Genomic DNA, 22,683 nt, shown 5'->3' with positions numbered 1-22,683 from the left:
ATCCTTTGGAGAGGATGCCAGAATGGTTCACGCGAAGGCGCGAAGCCGCGAAGAAGACAGAGGTTCGCGCAGAGGCGCAGAGGCGCGGAGATACAGTCTTCGCGGCGCCAGCGGCCCTCAATTCCGAACGTTGAAAGCACATATGGCCGCTGACGCGGCACATGCAGCCGCCGCGCGCCACCCCTCTCTGCGCCTCCGCGCCTCTGCGCGAACCTCTCACTTCTTCTTCAAAAACCTTCGCGTCTTCGCGCCTTCGCGTGCACCAAAAGGAACCCAGCCATGAGCGACCTGGACCAGTTCCGCCAAGAAACCCGAACCTGGCTGGAAGAAAACTGCCCCCCCACCATGCGCACCCCGATGCGCAGCGAGAAGGACGCCACCTGGGGTGGCCGTAACCCGGAGTACGCGCATCCAGACCAGAAGCTCTGGCTGGACCGCATGGCAGAGCGCGGCTGGACCGTTCCCGACTGGCCGACACAATATGGCGGCGGCGGCCTCACCCCAGGCGAAACCAAGATCCTGCGCGAAGAACTCGCCCGGATCCGCGCCCGCAACCCGCTCAACAGCTTCGGCATCTCGATGCTTGGCCCCGCGCTGCTCAAATACGCCACCGAGGAACAGAAGCTAGAACACCTCCCCAAGATCGCTCGCGGCGAAATCCGCTGGTGCCAGGGCTATAGCGAACCCAATGCCGGCTCCGACCTCGCCGGCCTCCAGACCAGCGCCGAGGATGCCGGTGACCACTTCATCGTCAACGGCCAGAAAGTCTGGACCAGCTACGCCGACAAGGCGGACTGGATCTTCTGCCTCGTCCGCACGGACAAGAGCAGCAAGCAGGGCGGCATCAGCTTCGTCCTGTTCGACATGGCCAGCGAAGGCGTCAGCATCAAGCCGATCCTGCTGATCAGCGGCAACTCGCCTTTCTGCGAAACCTTTTTCGACAATGTGAAGGTGCCCAAGGCGAACCTGGTCGGCGAACTCAACAAGGGTTGGGACGTCGCCAAATATTTGCTCGGCCACGAACGCGAGATGATCTCGGGCATGGGCCTCGGCGCCGGGTCTGACCCGCTTCTGGACGCCGCGCGGAAAGGCGCAGACCCGCTGCTGCGCGCGCAGATCGCTTTATTCCAGGTCCGGTCCCAGGCGTTCAAGGCCATGTCCGAACGCTTTATCGACGAACTCAAGGCAGGCCACGCCCATCCCGCCCAGCCTTCGATGATGAAATATTACGGCACCGAGCTGAACAAGACGCGCCACGAGCTGCTCATGGCCGCCGGCGGCTCCGACGCGCTCGAATGGGAAAGCGAGCGCTCGCACGGTGGCGCCGCCGCCCGCACCTGGCTGCGCACCAAAGCCAATTCGATCGAAGGCGGGACGAGCGAGATCCAGCTCAACATCATCGCCAAGCGCATCCTCGATCTGCCGTCCTAAGGAGCCCGCGCATGCCCCTCTACCACACCGACGACCAGAGCCTGCTCCGCGACACCGCCCGCGACTTCGTCGCCGAGCATGCCCCGGTCTCGCACCTGCGCAGCCTGCGCGACGCGAACGACACCACCGGCTTCAGCCGCGACCTGTGGCGCGAATTCGCCACGCTGGGCTTCACCGGCATCCTCATCCCCGAAGCCCAGGGCGGCCTTGGCCTCGGCCATGTCGAAGCGGGGATCGTCCTGGAGGAAATCGGTCGCAACTTGTCCCCCTCGCCTTTCCTCACCACCGCCATCGCGGCGGTCGAGGCGCTGAAGGGCACCGCGCAGGCGGACCGCTGGTTCCCCGGCATCCTCGCCGGCAAGGCCGTCGCCGCGCTCGCGATCGACGAAGGCCGCAAGCACAATGCCCGGATCACCCTGAAGGCCGAGCGCGCCGGCAACGGCTACCGCCTGACCGGCTCCAAGCAGTTCGTCCACCACGGCCATGCCGCCGACCTGCTCCTCGTCGCCGCGCAGACCGACGCCGGGACGGCTCTCTTCGCGGTTCCGGCCAGCGCCACCGGCCTGACCGCCGATCCCGAACGCCTCGCCGATTCCTCGATCGCCGCCCGCCTCACCTTCGACGGCGTCCAGGTCGATGCCGACGCGGTGATCGGCGAAGGCGACGCCGCCCTCACCCGCCTGCTCGCCGCCGCCCGCACCGGCGCCTCGGCCGAGCTGGTCGGTGTCGGCGGGGCCACGCTTGACATGACCATCGGCTATTTGAAGCAGCGCAAGCAGTTCGGCGCCGTCATCGGCAGCTTCCAGGCGCTCCAGCACCGCGCCGCCCACCTCTACAGCGAACTCGAAGTCGCCCGCGCCGCCGTCCTCAAGGCGCAGCAACTGCTCGACACCGGCGAAAACGCGGCCCAGGCCGTCGCCCTCGCCAAGGCAATGACCGGCCTCGCCACCACCCTGGCGGTGCAAGAGGGCATCCAGATGCACGGCGGCATCGGCATGACCGACGAATATGACCTCGGCTTCTACATGAAGCGTGCCCGCGTGCTCGCCGAGCTTTTTGGTGACACCAACTTCCACGCCGACGCGCTCGCCCAGGCCGCAGGCTATTGATGGAGGACGCCGCCGCCCTCGTCGCCCAGCTCACGACGCTGCTCGCCCTCGATCAGCTCGAGCCCGATCTCTACCGCGGCGCGCGCCAGCCCGGCGGCGTCGGCCGCGTCTTCGGCGGCCAGGTCGTCGCCCAGGCGCTTCAGGCCGCCCAGCATTCCGTCGAGGCCGACAAGCCCGCCCACTCGCTCCATTGCTACTTCATGCGCCCGGGCAGCGAGGATCATCCGATCCTGTACCGCGTCCACCGCGACTTCGATGGGCGCAGCTTCGCCACCCGCCGCGTCGTCGCGCTCCAGAACGACTTGCCGATCCTCACCCTCACCGCCAGCTTCCAGCGCCGGGCGGAGGGGTTCGACCACCAGTCGCCAATGCCCGACGTCCCCGGCCCCGACGAACTCCGCTCCGAGGCGGAATTGCGCGAGGAGCTGCGCGATCAGGTGCCCGATAAGCTCCGCCGCTTCTTTCTGCGCGCCCGCCCCATCGAAGTCCGTCCGGTCACCCCCCGCAACTGGTTCGCTCCCGCTCCTGCCGATCCGGTCCAGCACAGCTGGCTGCGGACCGTCGCCCCCCTGCCCGACGATCCCGCGCTGCACCGCGCCGTGCTCGCTTATGCCAGCGACATGACGCTGCTCGGCACCAGCCTGCTTCCCCATGGCGCCAGCTGGCTGACCGGCGAGGTGCAGACCGCCAGCCTCGACCATGCCGTCTGGCTGCACGCGCCGTTCCGTGCCGACGAATGGCTGCTTTACACCACCGATAGCCCCTGGGCCGGCCAGACCCGCGGCTTCAACCGGGGCCGCTTCTACACGCGCCGCGGCAAGCTGGTCGCCAGCGTCGCGCAAGAAGGCCTGATCCGTGCTAGTAACCTAAGATAAGATCGAAAGAAGCGATCTAACCTATTGATTTAAGCGATTTCCATTCGACGTGCCCAACGCTCGCTTCATCGAAACACGGTTGGTCGGAACGCTCCTGCAATAAACTCGCGCGCTCGCCTCCTGTTGGCATCGCTGTCGGACCGCCGCGTGCGTCCGAGCCATTCGCCACAGGAGGAAACCCCATGTTCTATCATGATCGCCGGCTGCAACGGCAGGTAACCGTCGACAAACCCGATCCACTGTTCGCGCGCATGCTGCAACAGGCGATCGGCGGCGTGGAAGGCGAGATCCGCGTCTGCATGCAATACATGTTCCAGGCCTATGGCGCGCGCGGCCCCAGCAACAAGTATCGGGACCTGCTGCTCCACACCGCCACCGAAGAACTCGGCCATATCGAGATGCTGGCGACCGCCGTCGCGCTCAACTTGGAAACCGCACCCACCGAAGCGCAGGAACAGGGCGCCAAGGACGCGATCGTCGGCGCGGTCATGGGCGGCGGCGAAAGCCCGCGCCATGTCCTGGAGGGCATGCTCCACAAGCAGCTGCTCTCCACCGGCATGTCCGCGCATCCCTCGGACTCCGATGGCGTCCCCTTCGACATGTCGCACATCTATGCCAGCGGTAACCTGGCCGCCGACATGTACTGCAACGTCGCTGCCGAAAGCACCGGCCGCGTCCTTGCCACCCGCCTCTACAACGCCACCGCCGACGCCGGCATGAAGGACATGCTGGGCTTCCTGATCGCCCGCGACGCGATGCACCAGAACCAGTGGCTGGCGGTGATCGAGGAACTTGGCGGCGAAGCGGGCGCCCTGCCGATCCCGAACAGCTTCCCCGAAGCGAACCAGACCAACGAGCACGCCTATCAGTTCTTCTCGACCTCGGTGGACGGCAGCTATCCCGCCGGCCGCTATACCGAAGGTCCGAGCATCGACGGCAAGGGCGAGTTCAGCGTGTTCCAGGCTCAGCCGATGGGCGAGGAACCCGTGCTCGGGCCGGCACGCCCAGACAGCGGCGCCCAGAACGAGCAGATCGGCGCCAAGCCCGCGCAGCAGATCCCCTGAACCAGCGACCCGGAGCGGCGGCACTAGCCGCCGCTCCACACCTCATGCCGGCTCGTGGATCGGACACCCGTTCACGCGCGCCCTGAACCTGCTGAAACGCGGATAGTCCCCGCGCCGCGCCCGGTTGATCCCGGCCCCCGGCTGATGCGCCGCCAGCCCCGTCCAGATGCTCAGGCGCATTGCCTCGTTGCCCTGGCGACGAATGCCTCGTCCCAGCGCTCCTGCGCCGCGGCGTGCAGCGTGGCCACCGCTTCCCCCGTTTCTCCCGGAAGACGCTCGCCGTCAGACGCTGCCGAGGCCGAGCGGCCTCACCCGCCCCTCATCAGACAATCTTCAAACGTCGATGCTGTCATACACCACGACACGCTCCCACAGGTCCCCGCACGTCTCCACGAAGGCCTTGTGGATCGGATGGTCCTGATATCGGCGCTGATCCTCGACCGTGTCGAACACCATCAGCTCTGACACCTGATAGCTGCTCTCGACCACCGAACGCTGTTCGGTGGCTGCGGGAACCCCGATCCGCAACTCGCGGATCTGCGGGATCCCGCGCAATGTTTTCAGCCCCGCGATCAGCTTGTCCCGGTCGGCCTGAGAGGTCGGGTTCTTGAGCCAGAAGAACACATGATGCACCATCTGCTTCCCGCCGCCGCGCTCCGGTGCGGCCGACGCGCCGGCCGGCGAAAGGCCCAGCATCACCAGCAGCCCTATCCAATGTCTGCGGTTCACGACCATGGCATGTCTCCCGATACTTTGCCGTCCTCGAACCAAGGTGCGGAAGGCGTTCTTGCGTCCGACCTTGCCATGTGGAGGTTCGGGCGGCCAGCCCGGATCCCCGGTGCCGGCGCTCCGAACGCGCAGTCATTACCCTTCGTTGATGGGTCCCCGCCCTTCGGCGATCACGAACCGCACGACATCCACGCATCCGCTCGCCCCGGTTGAAGAAGCAGGTTGCCGCGCTTGCTGGATCACTCGCTGCGCCTGCTCACCAAACGCCGCCGCGGGTTCGGCCGCCAGCACTCGGACATTGCCCGTCACACCCCAGGGAGCGACATCATAGCCGACAATCGCCCACCCCTCGATCCGTCGCCGCTCGAACCCTTGCGGAAAACGCAGCGGCGGCAGGAACGCCCAATCTATGGTCTCATCCGGACACCGTGCATCGGCAGCCTTGAAGCTGGCCTTTGGCGGCATCGCCGGCCCGGTCATCGCGGTGGTCGAGTAGCGGTAGTACGGATAGGTGCAGCCATGCCGCGCCTCCGGGGCGAAGCGAGAGCGCCGAATTGCCGCAAGCGCCTCGCGGTCTAGCACTGCGTTGCCGTTGGACTCCGTCAGCTGCACCCGCACCGGCTTACCCGAAGCGTCGATGTCGAACCCGGTCATGCTGTACGACCAGGTTCCCGAGGGCTGGGGGATATCCTCGAACGCAGGATAGGCGCGTAACCGCACTTGGGGCACGCCCGCCTCGATGCAGTTGGTGTCGGCGGGATGCAACCGGGCGAACAGCTGGCGTTCCTGGGGCCTGCGCTGATGGGGCGAGACATAGTAGCGCCGCAGCAACGTCGGCGATGCCGTGGCGATCGGTGCCGCCACCGGGTCGAACCGCATCCGGCATCCGGTCCGGGCCTGCCCTGCGGCAAAGCGCCATGCCGCGAAGGCGGGCAGTACATCTTCGCTCGAAATATACAGCACCCGAACCGCTGCAGATGGACGCTGCTGGCGCACGATGCTCAGCGGACGTCCCTCGGCGTCGATCCGGAACGCCATTTCGATCGGCTGCGTGCGCGATCCCGGCATGCCTTCGGCCCATACGGGGAATGGCCGCTCTACCCGCACCGGCACCGCCACCCCGCCGTCACAGCTTACCTGCCCCACTTCGAAATCCACTACGAAGCCAGTGCTGCTGACGGGCGGCCCCGCATGCGGCGCCACCGGGATGCCGTTCTGCGCAAGCGCCGCACCCGCCAGGCCGGCGGCTCCGATCCACGGCAATGCCAGAATGCCCTTCATACGCGATCTTCCCTCTTGTTCGCCTCGGAACGCATGCTCCCCTGTCGGGGTGACATCAGCGGTTCTTGAACTTCATTCTATGGGTCGCGCGCGACAGGTCCGTGACCCTCTTGGATACTCGCCCCTCGGGAAGCGGTGTGGGCCGCACAACACGAAACTGGGCTAGTCATGACGCCCGGACAGGATGCTTGCGAACCGCGGATCCCAGAATGCTGGGATTGAGTGCCACCTGCGTGTCGCCATTCTGGCGGTTGGGACCACCACCGCGTTGCGCCCCGCGATCGAACACCGGCTCGCCGATCAATCGCAAGCCTCAGCCGTGAACCCGGACAATCGAGCACGCAGTGTGGGGATCGTTCACCGCAAGGTTGCAGCGAAGGTCCACTTGCCGTGGCACGCCGGAACCCTTCCACGCCACCCCGGCGACCTCGGACTCCCCGTCATCATCCAGCCACCGCACCTGGAGCCTGTGCCCCTGTACGCCGCCCAGCCTGAATGCGGTTCCCGCTGGCGAAGCGGCGCAGACGCCAGCCATCGTCTGGCACGACGCGATCTGTCCCGATCCCTGTCGATCCGATCGATACGGATCGATGCTTGCGCCATATACCAGCACCAGAGTGGGGGTCTGCACCCCTGCTTCGGTCACTTCGATCCGCACCGCCGGCGCCGCCGGACCCCACTCTGCCGATGTCGACGCGATGCTCCCGCCGGCACCCATGGCCAGCCCGCTCAACGCCGTCCCCACATCCCAGATGCGAATCATGGCCCCGCGCCTCCCGACGCGGGGCATATCCGTAATACCTCGTAGCGGTATTGAGCGGAATCGACATGGCGCGATTGCTGGTGCGCAGCGATCGAGAACGCAGCGCCGGTGCCGATCAGAACGCCGGCTTGCCGAACTCCTGCCGCGTCACGGGATGGCTCGACGACAGCCCGCCATCCACCACCCAGGCCTGCCCGTTGACGTAGCTCGCCGCGTCGGATGCAAGGAACAGCGCCACGCGGGCGACTTCCTCCGGCGCTCCAGCCCGCCGCAGCGGGTTCAACCGGCCTAGCTTGTCCTCCTTGCCGACGTCGCGCGCGTGATCGAATGCCCGCTGGGTCATGCCCGTTTCGATCAGTCCGGGGCAGATCGCGTTGACCCGTACCTGGGAGGTCGACAGCTGCTGCGCCGCGGTCTGGACCAGGTTGATGACTCCGGCCTTCGATGCCGAATAGGCCGCCCCACCGGCGCCCGATCGCAGCCCCGCCACGCTGGCGGTGCACAGGATCGCGCCGCCGCCGCGCTCCGCAATCCGTGGCGCGGCATGCTTGATCGCCAGTGCCGGCCCAATCAGGTTCACGCGCAGCACTTCGGTCCACAGCGCGGCACTGGCCTCCAAAATGCCCGATGCGTCGCCGGAAACGCCTGCATTGGCGTAGAATATGTCCAGTCCGCCAAAGCGCTCGCACGCCAGCGCCACCGCGCGCGCGACATCGGCTTCCTCGCCGGCATCCATCTGCAACGGCACTGCCTGCGTGCCGACCGCCGCCGCCGTCTCGTGCACGGCATCGCTGATGTCGCACAGGACGACGCGCGCGCCGGCTTCGGCGAACAGCCGTGCCGACGCGCGTCCGATCCCGGATCCCGCCCCGGTGACGATCACCACCTTGTTCTCGAACATCATGCCCCTGCCTGTTCCGCGAAGCCCCACGCCGCCGCCGCCAGTCCGGGCAGGCGCTCCACCGTCGCGGCCGCCTGGGCGCTCGATGCATTGCCGTCCAGCATCCGTTTCTTGATCCCCTGGACGATGCCGGTCAGCCGAAACAAATTGTACGCGAAATACCAATGGAGGTCGGGCATCCCGTCGCGCCCGGTGGCGGCGCAATAACGCTCCACCATCGCCTCCATGGTCGGGATGCCAGTGGCGGGCCCGGTCAGCCCCTTCACGCCCGACCGCCCTTCCGGCTCGGTGACCCAGCTCATCAGGAAGTAGGAAAAGTCCGCCAGCGGATCGCCCAGAGTCGACAGCTCCCAGTCCAGAACCGCGCGGACCTGCGGTGCACTGTCAGCGAAGATCAGGTTGTCGATGCGGAAATCGCCGTGAACGATGCTGGTTCGCTGCTGTTCGGGCACCGTGCGCGGCAGCCATTCGATCAGCCGTTCGACCTCGGGCAGGTCGTCGGTCTGGCTCGCGCGATATTGCTTCGTCCAGCGCTCGACCTGGCGGGCGAAGTAGTTGCCGGGCCTGCCATATTCGCCCAGGCCGACGCTTTCAGGCTCGATCGCATGCAGCCTGGCGAGCGTGTCGAGAGTCGCGTGGTAGATGGCCGTGCGCGCGTCCGGGTCCATGCCGGGCAGCGCGCCGTCCCAAAAGGTTCGGCCTTCCACCAGGTCCATGACGTAGAAAGGCGCGCCGATCACCGCCGGATCCTCGCACATCGCGCGCGGGCGGGGCACTGGAAAGCCCGTCGGATGCAGCGCGGAGATCAGCTGGTATTCGCGCTCCACCGCATGCGCGCTGGCCAGCAGCACACCATAGGGTTTCCGGCGCAAAACCAATGGGTTACCGCCCGTTTCCAGCCGATAGGTGGGGTTGCTCTGCCCCCCGGGGAACTTCGTAATCGACGTCGACAAGATAGTGGCCGCGACATGCTCGCGCAGCCAGTTGCCCAGTTTTCCCTCGTCCAGGTCGCTCACCGCGCCGCTACTTCCGCATAGCGCCCGAACTCATGCCGCGCGATCGTCCGGTTGTGCACTTCGTCGGGCCCATCGGCCAACCGAAGCGTCCGCACATTGGCCCATGCGCTCGCGAGCTCGAAATCGTCCGACACCCCTGCACCACCATGCGCCTGGATCGCATCGTCGATGATCCGCAGCGCCATGTTCGGCGCCTGCACCTTGATCATAGAAATCTCCAGATGCGCTGCCTTGTTGCCCGCCTTGTCCATCATGTCCGCGGCCTTCAGACACAGCAGCCGCGTCATCTCGATGTCGATCCGCGCCCGCGCAATCCGTTCCTCCCACACCGACTGATCCGCGATACGCTTGCCGAACGCCACGCGACCTACCAGCCGCTTCGCCATAGCCGCGAGTGCCTCTTCGGCGACTCCGATCGTGCGCATGCAATGGTGGATACGGCCCGGCCCAAGCCGGCCCTGCGCGATCTCAAACCCGCGCCCCTCCCCCAACAGGACATTCTCGATCGGCACCCTGACATCCTCGAGCACCACATCGCCATGGCCATGAGGCGCGTGGTCATAGCCGAACACCGACAGCATCCGCTCGATCCGCACGCCCGGCGCGTCGAGCGGCACCAGGATCATGCTCTGCTGTGCATGGCGCGCCGCAGCTGGATCGGTTTTGCCCATCACGATCGCAACCCGGCAGCGCGGATCGCCCACGCCCGACGACCACCATTTGCGCCCGTTGATCACATAGTGATCGCCATCGCGCACCATCGCCGTCTGGATGTTGGTCGCGTCGGAAGACGCCACCGCCGGCTCCGTCATCAGAAAGGCGGATCGGATGGCGCCGTCCATCAACGGCTTCAGCCAGGACTCCTTCTGCGCGCGGCTGCCATAGCGGTGCAGCACTTCCATGTTGCCTGTATCGGGCGCCGAGCAGTTGAAGCACTCCGATGCCCAGCCGATCCGCCCCATCTCCTCGGCACACAGGGCATATTCCAGGTTGGTCAGCTGCGTTCCCTCGAACGCGAAGCTGTCGTCCGCCTGCACTTGGCCCGAGCTCGGCGGCATAAAGAGATTCCACAGACCGGCAGCCTTGGCTCGGGCCTTGACTGCTTCGATGAGGGGAATGACCTTCCAACGTTCCCCATCACCATGTTGAATACGGCATTCGGCATCGCGTGGGCGGATCTCGGCATCCACGAAACGCTTCACGCGGTCGCGGAAACTCATTTCTCGTTCATTCAGGGAGAAGTCCATCGCGCCGCTTCCATTGCAATCCCGTTCAAGCTCACAGCGTACCCGATCTTCGGCAAAGCGCCAGCCGCGAGATAATTCGCGATACGCAAACTTCAAAAAATACTTTGGCGCCCATGGGAATCGGCTAAGCTCGGCATCGATGAAGGCACCAGCATCTCCCGGGGAAGCAAGCGGCACCAAACGCTTTCAGGCGAAGCGGGACTCCATCCTTGCCGCCGCCGCCGACGCGATCAACGAGCAGAGCGCGAAGGGCATGACGTTCGCGGATGTCGCGCGCCGCGTCGGCCTCAACACGACGTCCGTGACCTATTACTTCAAGCGCAAGGAGGATCTGGCAGCCGCGGCGTTCGAGCAAACGCTGGCCCGGCTTGATGCAATGCTCGACTCGGCATTGGAAGAGCCGACCCCGGAACGCCGCGTCGCGCGATATTTGCACGATCATATCACGCGGCTCGCACGCATCGAACGCGGCGAAGAAAAGGCGTTCGCCATTCTCTCGGACCTTCGCGCAATGGAGGAGCCACTGAAAAGCCACCTGCTCGCCGGGTGGCGCAATATCTTCCGCAAGACGCGAAGCATCTGGGGCAGCGGCAGCAATCGTGCGCAGACCGATCTCTTCGGAGCGCGCGCCCATGTCCTGCTTGAGAACACCTTCTGGCTGGCGGCGTGGCTCGACCGATACGATGTCGACGAATATCCCCGTGTCGAAGCGCGGCTGAGAGAGGTGTTCAGCCACGGCGTCGCCGGGCCGGGCAAAGTGTGGGCGCCGCAGCTTCTACCCTTGATCCATCAGGAACCCGAACCCGGACGCGAAGCGTTCCTGCTGGTGGCGACGCGGCTTATCAACGAACTGGGCTATCGTGGCGCGTCGGTGCAACGCATCGCATCCGAGCTCAACGTCACCAAGGGCAGCTTCTACCATCATCTGGACGCCAAGGATGAACTTGTCGTCGCGTGCTACCGCCGCAGCTTTGACATCATCGCCGAAACGCAGCGCTTGGCCGAAGGGCTTCCGGGCACGCAATGGGATCGGCTGGAAGGCACGATCGCCACGCTGCTGGACTATCAGTTTTCAGAACGTGGCCCGCTTCTTCGCACCACCGCGCTGTCGGGGCTGCCGGCGGACGCACGAACCACGATGATCGACCGGTCCAACCGCATTGCCCGGCGCTTTGCGGGGATGCTGTCCGACGGGATTGCCGAAGGGTCGATCCGCGCCATCGACCCCCTCGTCGCCAGCCAGGCACTTATGGCGCTGCAAAATGCCGCCTTCGACATGCGCCGCTGGGCGAGCGCCATGCCGCGACGAAAAGCGGTCGCGTTGTACGCATCCACCTTGATGTTCGGTCTATTTGACGATCGCGTCTTGAACGCCTGAGGTCAGCTCCCCTGATGGGGCCGCTCTGCCGGCCAAGGCTGCTCCAGGTCATTGCCGCTGACGATGACTCGGCCGGTATCGTTGTAGCGGGCCAGTGCTCGCGCGGCCGCACGCTCAATCTCGCTCGAATGCTGCTGGAAGATCGCCACCGCATCATCCGAAGGGATACGGGCGCTCAGCGCCTCCAGAACGTCATACTGCACCGCGAAGTCATAGCGTTCACCGCTGGCCTCGCCGGAGAATTCGACCTGCCGATCACCGACATTGTCCAGCAGCGTGTTGTTGTCGATCGTAACCCGGTCCTCGGCCATGAGCCTGCTTCTCCTCAACGCGCACTTGCGCTCCCACAGATAATCGCAGCAGGCCCTTGGGAGTTCCCGAAAAGCCAAGGGCCCGCAGCGTGCGCGGGCCCTTGACCAAATTTGGTTCTTAGAAACGCGAGCGCAGCGTCACGCCATAGGTTCGCGGCTCCGACAGATAGGCGGAAAATATCTGCGACCCGCCCGGATAGCCTGGCGTCGGCGTAGTGCTCACGGCCTGGAACGGAGAACTGAACCCGACCTGCATGTAGTTGGTGTTCAACAGGTTCTGGCCCCAAATCTCAATCGACCAGAGCTGGTCGTTGCCGCTGATCCCGATCCGCCCATTCACCAGCACGAACCCGTCCTGTTCCTTTTGCGGAAACAGATCAGAGCCGGTGTTGTAATCGCCGGTCATCCGCGCATCGACATAAGCGAGTCCGCGCAGATTGCCGCCAAGTGTCGGCGTCCAGGCCACCGAGCTAGTCACCACCCACTCGGGAGCATTCGACATCTGATCGCCCGGGAGCAACCGGAGCTGCGGGTCCAACGGGGCGCCGGTCTTGCTGCCCACCAGATTGTCGGCAAAGCGAGTATCGGCATAGGTCACACCGAAATTCGTGCGCAGATCGCGGGCGGGCGACATGCCGAATTCCACTTCGACGCCTTTCGAAACCACGCCAGGCTTGATGTCGCCGGTGCAGCTGCCACTGGTCGGGCTCAAATCCCGGTCCAGCCCCCCCAAATCGTCTTCACAGCCATTGATGTTCTGGACGATGTACACCGTGCCATTGAACGTGTTCAGCTGAAAGTTGCTGAACTCCTGCCGGAACGCGGCGATGTTTATGTTGAAATGCGGGCGCGTGAACTTGATGCCCAGTTCATATGCGTTGACCGTTTCCTCGTCGAACTGGAGCACGTCTTCATAGAAATCGGCGTTGGCTGGTGTCGCCGGGAAGATTGGAAACGGCTGCGTCGCCAACGGATTCCGGAATGCCGAGCGGTCTAGATTGTACCCTCCGGCTTTGTAGCCGCGCGAGTAGCTGCCATAAAGGAGCAGGTCCTCAGTAGGCTTGTACGAAAGGATCGCCGTGCCGGTGAACCGATCCTCCTTCCGTTGATCATCGAGCGTGAGCCCGTTGACGCCAGAGGAAGAACCCCCTTGGCAGGCGAGCGAGATGATGCCCCCAATCAGCGCCTGAGAAGCGGCGAGGTAAGGCAGCAACGTCCTTTGCGCAGTCGGGCAGACGGTATTGGTGTTGTTGAAGTCCGCGCCCAGCGTCTTGGTCTCGTTGGTGTAGCGCAGACCCAAGGTCAAATCCACCTTGCTGGTCAGGTGCACGATGTTGTGCGTGAAGAAGGCGAAGTTCTCACTGGTCTGGTTGAAGTTCGCGGTGTCGTCGCCCACGTCGCGCACTGTATCGAGCAGGCGCAGTCCCCCAACCGCGACGGGACCCAGAGGACCAAGCGGCGACAGCCCGGAGTTCAACCCCGCCACGGTCGCCGGGCTGAGGCAGCCCGCGTTCGTCGGCGCGATGGTGCCAAGGGCCGACAGCGCGATCCGGCAGCTGGCGAAGCGGCCATAATCATTGCCGAACTTCAGCTCCTGTCGAGTCTTGAGCTTTTCGTTGGCGTAATAGCCGCCGATCAGCCAGTCGAGCGTGTCGCCAAAGGCTTCGCCTTGAAGACGCAGTTCTTGCGAAAAGGTCCGGAACTCACGTCCGGTATCCGGCCCGAAATAAAGGATGTCGGCCAGACCATAGTCTGCGTCGGCAGCCTGGTACGCGCTGTACTTACGGTAGGCGGTGATCGAGGTCAGCTCTGCGCCGCCCAGCTTCCAATTGATCTCGCCGGAAAAGCCGTAATCCTCCGTCTCTCCGGCGTAGCTGCGGTTCGGGGACACTGCGACGCGACGCGAATAGGCATCCCCGGCAGCAGGGAAATATTGCGCAAAGGTAGTGCCAGTGATTCCTGTCAGCACGCGGGCGACTGCGCTGGTCGGCGTGATCAGGCCACGGTTCGCCGGCGCAACATCTTCGGTGGCGTACACCGCCGCGCAGCAATCCTCCTCGCGATGGCTATAGTCCGCGATCAAACGAATGGAGAGGTCGGAGCTCGGCTCAAACAACAGCTGCCCGCGCACGAGATAGCGGTCTCGGTCGTTGAACCGCTGATCGGTGTTCACATCGCGTAGATAGCCATCGCGTTTGGCATAGAGCCCGTCGATGCGGAACGCGATCTGCTCCGACACCGGGCCGGTTACTGCTCCCTGAAAACGCCAGGAATCAAAGTTGCCGTATGTCGCCTCGGCCATGCCGCCAAAGGTGAAGGACGGCCCCTTGGTGACGATGTTCAGCAATCCCGCGGAGGCATTGCGCCCAAACAACGTGCCCTGCGGCCCCCGCAGGATTTCGACACGCTCGATTTCGCCCAAGTCGTTAAGCCCCAAGCCGGTGCGCGAACGATAGACGCCGTCGATGAACGTCGCGACCGAACTCTCCAGTCCGGGATTGTCGCCCACCGTACCCACGCCGCGAATTCGCGCGGAGGCATTGGCTTCGTTACCGGTGGACGAAACCAGCAGCGACGGGGCGACTTGGTTCAGTTGGCGGATGTCCGTCGCGCCGGTCCGCTCTAGTTGCTCCGACGTAATTGCCGAAACGGCCAGCGGCACGTCCGACAACGCCTGCACGCGCCCTTGTGCGGTGACCACCACCTCTTCACTGTCGCCGTCCTCTGAAGAAACCGCACCCTGCAAAAGCGGGTCGCTGGCCTGCGCCGGTGTGCCCGCTTGCGGGTCCGTGGCTTCTTGCGCATGAGCAGGCGCTGCCGACGCTATGATCACAGCCGTGACCGCGCAAGCCGACAAAAGGCGTAGCCGCATCATCCATCCTCTCCCTGTTCGGGTCGAAGCGCTTATCGGCTCCATACCCTATCCTCGAATAACACTATGTTGATCGGCTCTCGTCAAGCAAAACAAGGAAGTCGCAGTCTTATAGCGATGTGGGGACGCGCCGTGCACCGATCGGAGAAATCCAAAACCCTTTTTCGAAACACCTGGCGAGCCATGAACCTCCGCCCGATCACGCGGCCGAAATCCGCTGCCGATTGCGATCGGCCCGCTGCTTCCTATCTCCGCCGCTCTACGTTCCAGGAGACCAGGACATGATCGAGCTCTATTATTGGCCGACGCCCAATGGCCATAAGATCACCTTGCTCCTGGAAGAAGCCGGCCTGCCATATCAGATCAAGCCGGTGAACATCGGCGCTGGAGATCAGTTCGATCCGGAGTTCCTGAAATTCTCTCCGAACAACCGGATGCCCGCGATCATCGATCGGGCGCCGCAGGATGGCGGCGACCCGATTAGCGTCTTTGAGAGCGGCGCGATCCTGATCTACCTGGCGAACAAGACCGGTCAGTTTTTCGGACCCGATCAACGCGCCAAAGTCGAGCAGTTGCAATGGCTCATGTGGCAGATGAGCGGCCTTGGTCCGATGGCTGGACAGAATGGCCACTTCAACATCTACGCGCCTGAGAAGGTGCCTTATGCCATCGATCGTTACACCAACGAGACTGCACGCCTCTACGGCGTGCTCGACCGGCGCTTGAAGGACCGCGAATTCATCGCCGGCGACTATTCGATCGCCGACATGGCCTGCTACCCATGGATCGTTCCGCACGAGGCGCACAAGCAGAACCTCGATGATTTCCCGAACATCAAGCGATGGTTCAAAGCCACCCAGGCCCGCCCTGCCGTCATCCGCGCCTATGCCAAAGGTGAGGAAGTCCGCCCCTCCAACACGCCGATGACCGACGAGCAGAAGAAGATCCTGTTCGGGCAGGTGCCTTCCAATACTAGGCGGTGATCTCCACCGAGAGTACCGGGCTATGGCAATTGCCGCGTCCGTGAATTAGCGAAGGCGCATGGGGGAGACCATGCCAAGCGCCGAGCTCCTACTCGGCAGCGACTTCGCGAATATGACCGATCTGGTCCGAGCGCATGCGAGCGAGCGCCCGGACAAGCCGGCGATCTTCTGCGGCGAGGATAGCCTGTCCTATGCCGAACTGGACCGGGCCGTGGACCGAGTGGCGGCCGCGCTGCAACGCGACGGCGGACGCGTCGGCACGGTCGTCGCGATTTTGGGCGCGAATTCCATTGCCCATGTCCTTGTGTTTCTCGGCGCATTGCGCGCGGGTTGTGTGCCCGCACCGCTGGCGACTTCCGCCACGGCTGATCAGCTCGCAGGGATGGTGTGCGACAGCGCGGCGCCAATCATCTTCATCGATCCCGACTATGAGGCCCTGGCTCTCCCCACGCGTAAGGTCCGGTTGGATCGTCTCGCCTGCTGGTTAGCGCCCGAAGGTGCCCTGCCCCAGCCAGTTTCTGTCACGGCCCAGCATCCGTTCAACCTCATCTATTCCTCCGGCACCACGGGCACGCCCAAGGGCGTCGTGCAGCCCCATGCCATGCGGTGGTTCCACATCGCCCGTGCCCCGGCCGGCTTCGATCGTGCCGTGACGTTGGTCGCGACTCCGCTTTACTCGAACACGACGTTGGTCAGCATATTGCCGACGCTCGGCTGGGGCGGAACGGTGGTGCTGATGCGCCGGTTCGATCCGCGCGCGTTCCTGATCGAGGCGGAGCGCCACCGCGCCACGGTGACCATGCTCGTGCCGGTTCAGTACCAGCGCATCATGGCGCTACCGGATTTCGACAGCTTCGACCTGTCGAGCTTTCAGCTGAAAACCTGCTCGAGCGCGCCCTTTTCCGCAGCGCTCAAGGCCGATATTCTCGCCCGCTGGCCCGGGCTTCTTGTCGAATATTACGGCATGACTGAAGGGGGCGGCACAACCATCCTGGTCTGCAACGCACATCCCGGCAAGCTCGCCACGGTGGGCACGCCCCTGCCGGGCCATGATATCCGCATCATCGGCGAAGATGACCGTGAACTGCCCTGCGGCGGGATCGGCGAAGTGGTCGGCCGCTCGCCCGCCATGATGAGCGGCTATCATGGGCGCGACGAAGTCACAGACGAGGCTTCCTGGTCGGATGCCCACGGCAGCCGCTACATTCGCCACGGCGATATCGGCCGATTCGACGCCGATGGCTTCCTGACGCTGATCGACCGCAAGAAGGACCTGATCATCTCGGGCGGGTTCAACGTGTACCCTTCTGATCTGGAGGCGGCGCTCCTCCTGCATCCCGGCGTCGAGGATTGCGCCGTCATCGGCGTGCCATCCGAACAATGGGGAGAGGCGCCGGCTGGTTTCTTCGTTGGGCGGGCCGACCCATCGGAGCTGCTCGCCTGGCTTAATGCTCGCATGGGCAAGACTCAGAGGCTGGCCGACCTCCGCCTGATCGACGAGATACCCCGCAACGCGATCGGCAAGATCCTCAAGCGGGAGCTGCGCGCGCGCTACATCGCCTGACGCCCGTGCGACATGTTGCGACACTTTTCCGCGCCGGTGGCATAGGCTTGCGACAGATCGGGCGCAGATGTGCATCAACCGCGTAAGACTCGCGGGTCTCGCTCAGGAGTTCGCACACGTGAAGAAACCGATCCATGCCGCCCTGCTCGGCGCGACATTGCTTGCCGGCAATGCGCAGGCTGCCGGTCAACAGACGCCCCAGCACCCCGGTCCGACGGTGAAGGTGGACAGCAACGGCGACGGCCTCGTCACACGCCAGGAAGCGCTTGCCGCTGCCGACATGCGTTTTGCCATGCACGACGCCAACAAGGACGGGCAGCTGAGCGCTGAGGAGCGCCGCGCCGGCAAGCGCCACCGCATGCACAAGCCGGGCATCCCCCACGCAAACAAGCACGCGGCGTTCCGTCAGCAGATGCTCGAGCGCTTCGATACGAACAAGGACGGCGCGCTCTCGGACGCCGAGCGCGAGTCCGCACGTGAGGCGCGGCGGGCGAAACGTGCCGAACACCGCGGGCACGCTCCTGCAGGCGAACCGCTCCGGATCGACACCGACGGCAATGGCCTGGTGAGCCCTGCCGAGATGCGTGCCGCCGCGCAGGCAAGGTTTGATCGGACCGACACCAATCACGACGGCAGAATCGATGCAGGCGAACGCGACGCCGCACACGTAAAGCGCAAGGCGATGCACGCTCATGGCCGCGGGAGCGCGGTTCCAGCAGCCGCACCGCGCTGAGCGCCAGCCGGGGTGCGCCTACACCCCGGCACTTCCGTTCACGCAGCGAGTTGTTACGGTGACATCATGTCTGAAACACCCCACCTCCTTCTTGTCGATGATGAGCGCTCGATCCGCGAGCCGCTGGCGCAGTATTTGACGAAGCAGGGCTTTCGCGTGACTCAAGCCGGCGATGCGGAGGGTGCCCGTGCCCGCATGGCGGCCTATGCGATCGACTTGGTGGTGCTCGACATCATGATGCCCGGCGAAGACGGCCTGTCGCTCTGCCGGCACATTCGCGAGACCAGCGAGATGCCGGTTATCCTCCTTACCGCACGGGCCGAGGAGACCGATCGCATCGTGGGGCTTGAAATGGGCGCCGACGATTATGTGGTGAAACCGTTCAGCCCGCGCGAACTCGCCGCCCGCATCAAAGTGGTGCTGCGGCGGTTCCAAGCCGGCGGCGCCAAACAGCATGCACCCGAGAGCGGCAGTTTCTCCTTCGCCGGCTGGGTACTCAAGACCGGTGAACGCGCGCTCGTCGACCGCGAAGGGGTCTCGGTCCCCCTCTCCACTGGCGAGTACAACCTCCTCCACGCACTCGTCACGCGACCGCGCCAGGTACTGACCCGCGATCAGCTGCTCGACCTTACCCAAGGCCGGGAAGCCGCAGCGTTCGACCGCGCCATCGACAACCAAATCAGCCGGCTGCGCAAGAAGATCGAACCCGATGCCAAGAGTCCGGCGATCATCAAGACTGTCTGGGGCGGGGGCTACACGCTCGCTGCCGAAGTGACTCGTCTGTGAGGCGCTTCCTGCCCAAAAGCTTGGCGGGACAGATGGCACTGCTCGTCGCACTGGCGCTGTTCGTTGCGCAGGCGATAAACTTCACCATGCTGCTGCGCGAACGAAGAGCGTTCCGCTACAGTCAAGTCATCGTTCCCGCCGTCACTCGGCTGGTGGACACCAGTGAGCGCCTGGCTGCACCGCCCCAGGCGGATCGGCAGCGCGAACGGCGTCGAGGGCCCCAGGGCGGATCGCGAGTCCAGATCACGACCGCTAACCCGATCTCCGGCGGCGAGCGCCGCGGCGATCTGGAAGAAGACTTCCACCAGAGCCTTCGGGAGGCGGGATTGCGCCCGAAGCAGCTGATCGTCACCGTTCAGCGCATCGGCCCCGACCACCCTCTGCCTGGGCTTTCGGTAAACCGCGCCGAGCGTTTGCGCCGCGCCGGAGGCGAGCTTCGCGTCGCACTCCAACTTCCCGACGGCCATTGGCTTTCGCTTCACACCAGCTGGCCGAGGACGGAGCGCAGGCTCGTCTGGCAGCTCGCCGGCCAGACGTTGATCCTGTATATCGTCGTTCTCATTCCGTTGCTGCTCGCGGGCCGGCGCATCGCCCGTCCGCTCCGGACTCTGGCACAGTCTGCGCGCAGCTTCCGCCCCGGCGACGGCGCCTCGCCGTTGGAAGAGCGGGGTCCCCGCGACGTGCGAGCCGTCATCGCGGCTTATAATCACCTCCGCCAGCGGGTGACCGCGATGCTGGATGAGAAAGACCGGATGCTAGGTGCCATCGGCCACGATCTACGCACCCCGCTTGCAGCACTGCGCGTCCGCATCGAATCGGTCGAGGATGATGACGACCGCAATCGCATGGCCGACACGATCGATGAGATGAACCGCACGCTGGAGGACATCCTGTCGCTGGCGCGGCTGGGCCGCCCTAGCGAATCGGCGACCGATGTCGACCTGTCAGCGCTCATCGACGCCGTGGTCGAGGATTTCCGTGACCTCGATCATGATGTGCAGTTCGAAGAGGCCCCGCGCCTGCGCATGCACCTGCGCTCCGCGCTGATGCGCCGCGCCGTGCGCAACCTGATCGAGAACGCGGTGAAATATGCCGGAGGGGCCGAAGTGCGGCTGGTGCCCGGCGCCGGGCAGGTCCGCATCGAAGTCGCCGATCGCGGCCCTGGCATTCCGCAGGACAAGCTCGCCGCCGTTTTCGCGCCTTTCACGCGGCTGGAAACCTCGCGCAATCGGGAAACCGGCGGGATAGGGCTGGGCTTGGCGCTCGCCCATGCGATCGTCAGCGACGCTGGCGGCACCATTTCGCTCACTAACCGCGAAGGCGGAGGACTGCTTGCGACGATCACCCTTCCCCGCACGGCAGCGTAGCTGCCGTCAGGCCGCGGTGATGCTTTTCGCCACAGCTTCGGCCACTTTGATGCCGTCGATCGCTGCGGACAGGATGCCACCGGCATAGCCGGCGCCTTCGCCGGCCGGAAACAACCGCTCGACGTTCAGGCTCTGGAGATCGGCGCCACGGGTGATACGGATCGGCGACGACGTGCGCGTCTCCACCCCCGTCATTACTGCATCGGGATGATCATAGCACGCGATCTGTCGCCCGAACGCCGGCAGTGCCTCGCGGAACGATTCCAGCACGAACGGCGGCAGGCACGCGGACAATTCGGTCAATCGCACCCCCGGCTGATAGGACGGAATAACCTCCCCCAGCGCAGTCGAGGGGCGGCCAGCAAGAAAGTCGCCGACCAATTGCCCGGGCGCGTGATAGTTCGATCCGCCCGCCACGAACGCGAGCGACTCCCAGTGCCGCTGGAAGTCTATTCCCGCTAGCGGCCCCTCTGGGTAATCGCGCGCCGGATCGATGCCCACGACCAGTCCCGAATTGGCGTTGAACTCGGCGCGTGAATATTGGCTCATGCCATTGGTAACAACGCGCCCTTCTTCTGAGGTCGCCGCCACAACCCGCCCGCCCGGGCACATGCAAAAGCTGTAGACCGTACGTCCATTCTCGCAGTGATGCGCCAGGCTATACGCCGCCGCGCCCAGATCGGGATGCTTGGCACATTTGCCGTAGCGCGCCTGGTCGACCCAGCTCTGCGGATGCTCGATCCGCACTCCGATCGAGAACGGCTTGGCTTCGATATGCACGCCGCGCCGGTGCAGCATCTCGAATGTGGGCCGGGCGCTATGCCCCACCGCCAGGACGACATGATCCGCCTCCAGGAAGCTGCCGTCATGCAGATACAATCCCCGAATCCGCTGCCCGTCCTCGGTGGTGCGCTCCAGCGCTACGTCGTCCACTCGCGTCTGCCAGCGATATTCGCCGCCGAGCTCCTCGATGGTCCGGCGCATGCTCTCGACCATGGTGACCAAACGGAACGTGCCGATATGGGGATGCGCCTCCCACAAGATGTCGTCGGGGGCGCCGGCCTTGACGAATTCCTCGAGCACCTTGCGCCCAAGGAAGCGCGGGTCCTTGACCCGGCAATACAGTTTGCCGTCGGAAAAGGTCCCCGCCCCGCCCTCGCCGAACTGAACGTTCGAATCCGGGTTCAGCTCGGAACGGCGCCACAGCCCCCAGGTGTCCTTGGTCCGCTCGCGCACGATCTTGCCTCGGTCGAGGATGATCGGACGAAAGCCCATCTGCGCCAGGATCAATCCGGCAAACAACCCGCACGGCCCCGCCCCGATCACCACCGGCCGCAACCCGCTCCACCCCTGCGGCGCCTGCGCCACGAAGCGGTACCCCATGTCGGGGGTGGCCCGCACATCCTTGTCGCCCGCTAGCCGCGCCAGCACCTCGGCTTCATCATCCAGCGTGATGTCGAGCGTATAGACCAGCTGGATCGCGCTTTTGCGGCGAGCATCGTTGCCCCGCTTGAACACGCGATAATCGCGCACGGCTTGCGCCGTCACGCCCAGCCGCTTCGCGATCGCCGCCGGGATCGCATCGGGCACATGGTCGAGCGGCAGGGCAAGTCCGGACAGGCGTAGCATGGAACGACTCTAGGTGGAGGAAGAACGGGAGGTAAGCGCCGCGGCTTGAAAGAAAAAGGCCGAGGCAAAGCCCCGGCCTTTCAGCTTCATCGCGGAAGCGAAATCGTCAGCCGACGATCTCTTCGGGCTTGAAGAAGAAGTTGATCTCGATCTCAGCATTCTCTTCGGAGTCAGAACCGTGGACCGAATTAGCTTCGATCGACTCGGCCAATTCCTTGCGGATCGTGCCTGCTTCGGCATTGGCCGGGTTCGTCGCGCCCATGATGTCGCGGTTGCGCTGCACGGCGTTCTCGCCTTCCAGCACCTGCACGACCACCGGCCCCGAGATCATGAACTCGACCAGGTCGTTGAAGAACGGGCGCTCGCGGTGGACTCCGTAAAAGCCCTCGGCCTGCTCGCGGCTCATCTGGATGCGCTTGGACGCGACGACGCGCAGCCCGGCTTCCTCCAGCATCTTGGTGACCGCACCGGTAATATTGCGGCGCGTGGCATCAGGCTTGATGATCGAAAAGGTCCGGGTCGCGGCCATGGCCGTGCGGCTCCTGCTGTTGAATTGTGGAAAGTCGCGGCTCTCTAGTCCTGGCACCGTGCCGATGCAAGCCGCGCACCCGCGATCAACGCCGCTTCCCGCGCGACGATCCGCA

Annotated in this window: 20 protein-coding genes; 10 read left to right on the top strand and 10 right to left on the bottom strand. The window is 64.7% G+C overall.

Features of this window, described 5'->3' with window-relative positions; all coding sequences use genetic code 11:
• Nucleotides 1-279 precede the first annotated feature (279 nt).
• The 4 genes from FHT02_RS01200 to FHT02_RS01185 all read left to right on the top strand — a co-directional run bounded on the left by FHT02_RS01200 (nucleotide 280) and on the right by FHT02_RS01185 (nucleotide 4,479).
• Nucleotides 280-1,431, top strand: a complete 1,152-nt coding sequence (locus FHT02_RS01200) for an acyl-CoA dehydrogenase family protein (protein WP_184083409.1) — start codon at nucleotides 280-282, stop codon at nucleotides 1,429-1,431.
• Between the two features lie 11 nt (nucleotides 1,432-1,442).
• Nucleotides 1,443-2,540, top strand: coding sequence for an acyl-CoA dehydrogenase family protein (locus tag FHT02_RS01195; RefSeq protein ID WP_184083407.1), 1,098 nt, complete (start codon nucleotides 1,443-1,445; stop codon nucleotides 2,538-2,540).
• Nucleotides 2,540-3,415 carry an acyl-CoA thioesterase gene (locus tag FHT02_RS01190; protein ID WP_184083406.1) on the top strand — a complete coding sequence of 292 codons (876 nt, stop codon included), beginning with the start codon at nucleotides 2,540-2,542 and terminating at the stop codon, nucleotides 3,413-3,415. The genes FHT02_RS01195 and FHT02_RS01190 overlap by 1 nt, the downstream gene beginning before the upstream one ends.
• 182 nt (nucleotides 3,416-3,597) lie before the next feature.
• Nucleotides 3,598-4,479 carry a manganese catalase family protein gene (locus FHT02_RS01185; protein ID WP_184083404.1) on the top strand — a complete coding sequence of 294 codons (882 nt, stop codon included), beginning with the start codon at nucleotides 3,598-3,600 and terminating at the stop codon, nucleotides 4,477-4,479.
• A gap of 333 nt (nucleotides 4,480-4,812) precedes the next feature.
• Here FHT02_RS01185 and FHT02_RS01180 read toward each other — a convergent pair whose 3' ends face one another.
• The 6 genes from FHT02_RS01180 to FHT02_RS01155 all read right to left on the bottom strand — a co-directional run bounded on the left by FHT02_RS01180 (nucleotide 4,813) and on the right by FHT02_RS01155 (nucleotide 10,416).
• Nucleotides 4,813-5,214: a Dabb family protein gene (locus tag FHT02_RS01180; RefSeq protein WP_246352124.1), complete on the bottom strand. Its 402-nt coding sequence runs from the start codon at nucleotides 5,212-5,214 to the stop codon at nucleotides 4,813-4,815.
• Between the two features lie 129 nt (nucleotides 5,215-5,343).
• Nucleotides 5,344-6,489, bottom strand: coding sequence for a TonB family protein (locus tag FHT02_RS01175; protein ID WP_184083402.1), 1,146 nt, complete (start codon nucleotides 6,487-6,489; stop codon nucleotides 5,344-5,346).
• Nucleotides 6,490-6,802: 313 nt separating this feature from the next.
• On the bottom strand, nucleotides 6,803-7,252 hold the full coding sequence (locus FHT02_RS01170; protein ID WP_184083400.1) for a hypothetical protein: 450 nt from the start codon (nucleotides 7,250-7,252) through the stop codon (nucleotides 6,803-6,805).
• Between the two features lie 115 nt (nucleotides 7,253-7,367).
• On the bottom strand, nucleotides 7,368-8,156 hold the full coding sequence (locus FHT02_RS01165; protein ID WP_184083398.1) for an SDR family NAD(P)-dependent oxidoreductase: 789 nt from the start codon (nucleotides 8,154-8,156) through the stop codon (nucleotides 7,368-7,370).
• The gene (locus tag FHT02_RS01160; RefSeq protein ID WP_184083396.1) at nucleotides 8,153-9,169 is read right to left on the bottom strand and encodes a phosphotransferase; all 1,017 of its coding nucleotides are present in this window, start codon (nucleotides 9,167-9,169) and stop codon (nucleotides 8,153-8,155) included. Before FHT02_RS01160 ends, FHT02_RS01165 begins: the two co-directional genes overlap by 4 nt.
• A complete protein-coding gene (locus FHT02_RS01155) occupies nucleotides 9,166-10,416 on the bottom strand; it encodes an acyl-CoA dehydrogenase family protein (RefSeq protein WP_184083394.1) in 1,251 nt (416 codons plus the stop codon). Before FHT02_RS01155 ends, FHT02_RS01160 begins: the two co-directional genes overlap by 4 nt.
• A gap of 139 nt (nucleotides 10,417-10,555) precedes the next feature.
• On the opposite strand from FHT02_RS01155, the gene FHT02_RS01150 reads away from it, so the two are divergent.
• Nucleotides 10,556-11,794, top strand: a complete 1,239-nt coding sequence (locus FHT02_RS01150; protein ID WP_184083392.1) for a TetR/AcrR family transcriptional regulator — start codon at nucleotides 10,556-10,558, stop codon at nucleotides 11,792-11,794.
• Nucleotides 11,795-11,796: 2 nt separating this feature from the next.
• Here FHT02_RS01150 and FHT02_RS01145 read toward each other — a convergent pair whose 3' ends face one another.
• Together FHT02_RS01145 and FHT02_RS01140 are read right to left on the bottom strand one after the other, a co-directional pair.
• Nucleotides 11,797-12,105, bottom strand: coding sequence for a DUF1488 family protein (locus FHT02_RS01145; protein ID WP_184083390.1), 309 nt, complete (start codon nucleotides 12,103-12,105; stop codon nucleotides 11,797-11,799).
• Between the two features lie 118 nt (nucleotides 12,106-12,223).
• Nucleotides 12,224-14,980, bottom strand: coding sequence for a TonB-dependent receptor (locus tag FHT02_RS01140; protein ID WP_184083388.1), 2,757 nt, complete (start codon nucleotides 14,978-14,980; stop codon nucleotides 12,224-12,226).
• A 278-nt stretch (nucleotides 14,981-15,258) separates the two neighbouring features.
• Between FHT02_RS01140 and FHT02_RS01135 the strand changes: the two genes are divergently transcribed.
• The 5 genes from FHT02_RS01135 (at nucleotide 15,259) to FHT02_RS01115 (ending at nucleotide 20,410) form a co-directional block, all read left to right on the top strand.
• The gene (locus tag FHT02_RS01135; RefSeq protein WP_184083387.1) at nucleotides 15,259-15,960 is read left to right on the top strand and encodes a glutathione S-transferase N-terminal domain-containing protein; all 702 of its coding nucleotides are present in this window, start codon (nucleotides 15,259-15,261) and stop codon (nucleotides 15,958-15,960) included.
• A gap of 58 nt (nucleotides 15,961-16,018) precedes the next feature.
• The gene (locus FHT02_RS01130; protein WP_184083385.1) at nucleotides 16,019-17,524 is read left to right on the top strand and encodes a class I adenylate-forming enzyme family protein; all 1,506 of its coding nucleotides are present in this window, start codon (nucleotides 16,019-16,021) and stop codon (nucleotides 17,522-17,524) included.
• A 118-nt stretch (nucleotides 17,525-17,642) separates the two neighbouring features.
• Nucleotides 17,643-18,257, top strand: a complete 615-nt coding sequence (locus FHT02_RS01125) for an EF-hand domain-containing protein (protein ID WP_184083383.1) — start codon at nucleotides 17,643-17,645, stop codon at nucleotides 18,255-18,257.
• Nucleotides 18,258-18,323: 66 nt separating this feature from the next.
• Nucleotides 18,324-19,043, top strand: coding sequence for a response regulator (locus tag FHT02_RS01120; RefSeq protein WP_184083381.1), 720 nt, complete (start codon nucleotides 18,324-18,326; stop codon nucleotides 19,041-19,043).
• Nucleotides 19,044-19,075: 32 nt separating this feature from the next.
• Complete coding sequence (locus tag FHT02_RS01115; protein ID WP_184083379.1) at nucleotides 19,076-20,410, top strand: sensor histidine kinase; 1,335 nt, start codon at nucleotides 19,076-19,078, stop codon at nucleotides 20,408-20,410.
• Nucleotides 20,411-20,416: 6 nt separating this feature from the next.
• Here the strand turns inward: FHT02_RS01115 and FHT02_RS01110 are convergent, their stop codons facing one another.
• Nucleotides 20,417-22,039, bottom strand: coding sequence for an NAD(P)/FAD-dependent oxidoreductase (locus FHT02_RS01110; protein ID WP_184083377.1), 1,623 nt, complete (start codon nucleotides 22,037-22,039; stop codon nucleotides 20,417-20,419).
• A gap of 106 nt (nucleotides 22,040-22,145) precedes the next feature.
• Nucleotides 22,146-22,568, bottom strand: a complete 423-nt coding sequence (gene ndk / locus FHT02_RS01105) for a nucleoside-diphosphate kinase (RefSeq protein ID WP_184083375.1) — start codon at nucleotides 22,566-22,568, stop codon at nucleotides 22,146-22,148.
• Nucleotides 22,569-22,683: the final 115 nt, after the last annotated feature.

Source organism: Sphingomonas xinjiangensis, from assembly GCF_014199255.1.
Classification (GTDB): Bacteria; Pseudomonadota; Alphaproteobacteria; order Sphingomonadales; family Sphingomonadaceae; genus Sphingomonas; species Sphingomonas xinjiangensis.
The sequence above is the reverse complement of the archived record's forward strand: the minus strand, read 5'-3'. Positions and strand labels throughout refer to the sequence as shown.

What these genes read in the sequence shown, in the direction of transcription:
- FHT02_RS01110 (WP_184083377.1), bottom strand. Translation starts at nt 22,039, where the DNA reads ATGCTACGCCTGTCCGGACTTGCCCTGCCGCTCGACCATGTGCCCGAT.
- FHT02_RS01130 (WP_184083385.1), top strand. Translation starts at nt 16,019, where the DNA reads ATGGGGGAGACCATGCCAAGCGCCGAGCTCCTACTCGGCAGCGACTTC.
- FHT02_RS01120 (WP_184083381.1), top strand. Translation starts at nt 18,324, where the DNA reads ATGTCTGAAACACCCCACCTCCTTCTTGTCGATGATGAGCGCTCGATC.
- FHT02_RS01190 (WP_184083406.1), top strand. Translation starts at nt 2,540, where the DNA reads ATGGAGGACGCCGCCGCCCTCGTCGCCCAGCTCACGACGCTGCTCGCC.
- FHT02_RS01180 (WP_246352124.1), bottom strand. Translation starts at nt 5,214, where the DNA reads ATGGTCGTGAACCGCAGACATTGGATAGGGCTGCTGGTGATGCTGGGC.
- FHT02_RS01170 (WP_184083400.1), bottom strand. Translation starts at nt 7,252, where the DNA reads ATGATTCGCATCTGGGATGTGGGGACGGCGTTGAGCGGGCTGGCCATG.
- FHT02_RS01165 (WP_184083398.1), bottom strand. Translation starts at nt 8,156, where the DNA reads ATGATGTTCGAGAACAAGGTGGTGATCGTCACCGGGGCGGGATCCGGG.
- FHT02_RS01195 (WP_184083407.1), top strand. Translation starts at nt 1,443, where the DNA reads ATGCCCCTCTACCACACCGACGACCAGAGCCTGCTCCGCGACACCGCC.
- FHT02_RS01135 (WP_184083387.1), top strand. Translation starts at nt 15,259, where the DNA reads ATGATCGAGCTCTATTATTGGCCGACGCCCAATGGCCATAAGATCACC.
- ndk (WP_184083375.1), bottom strand. Translation starts at nt 22,568, where the DNA reads ATGGCCGCGACCCGGACCTTTTCGATCATCAAGCCTGATGCCACGCGC.
- FHT02_RS01200 (WP_184083409.1), top strand. Translation starts at nt 280, where the DNA reads ATGAGCGACCTGGACCAGTTCCGCCAAGAAACCCGAACCTGGCTGGAA.
- FHT02_RS01155 (WP_184083394.1), bottom strand. Translation starts at nt 10,416, where the DNA reads ATGGACTTCTCCCTGAATGAACGAGAAATGAGTTTCCGCGACCGCGTG.
- FHT02_RS01185 (WP_184083404.1), top strand. Translation starts at nt 3,598, where the DNA reads ATGTTCTATCATGATCGCCGGCTGCAACGGCAGGTAACCGTCGACAAA.
- FHT02_RS01115 (WP_184083379.1), top strand. Translation starts at nt 19,076, where the DNA reads ATGGCACTGCTCGTCGCACTGGCGCTGTTCGTTGCGCAGGCGATAAAC.
- FHT02_RS01145 (WP_184083390.1), bottom strand. Translation starts at nt 12,105, where the DNA reads ATGGCCGAGGACCGGGTTACGATCGACAACAACACGCTGCTGGACAAT.
- FHT02_RS01140 (WP_184083388.1), bottom strand. Translation starts at nt 14,980, where the DNA reads ATGATGCGGCTACGCCTTTTGTCGGCTTGCGCGGTCACGGCTGTGATC.
- FHT02_RS01175 (WP_184083402.1), bottom strand. Translation starts at nt 6,489, where the DNA reads ATGAAGGGCATTCTGGCATTGCCGTGGATCGGAGCCGCCGGCCTGGCG.
- FHT02_RS01150 (WP_184083392.1), top strand. Translation starts at nt 10,556, where the DNA reads ATGAAGGCACCAGCATCTCCCGGGGAAGCAAGCGGCACCAAACGCTTT.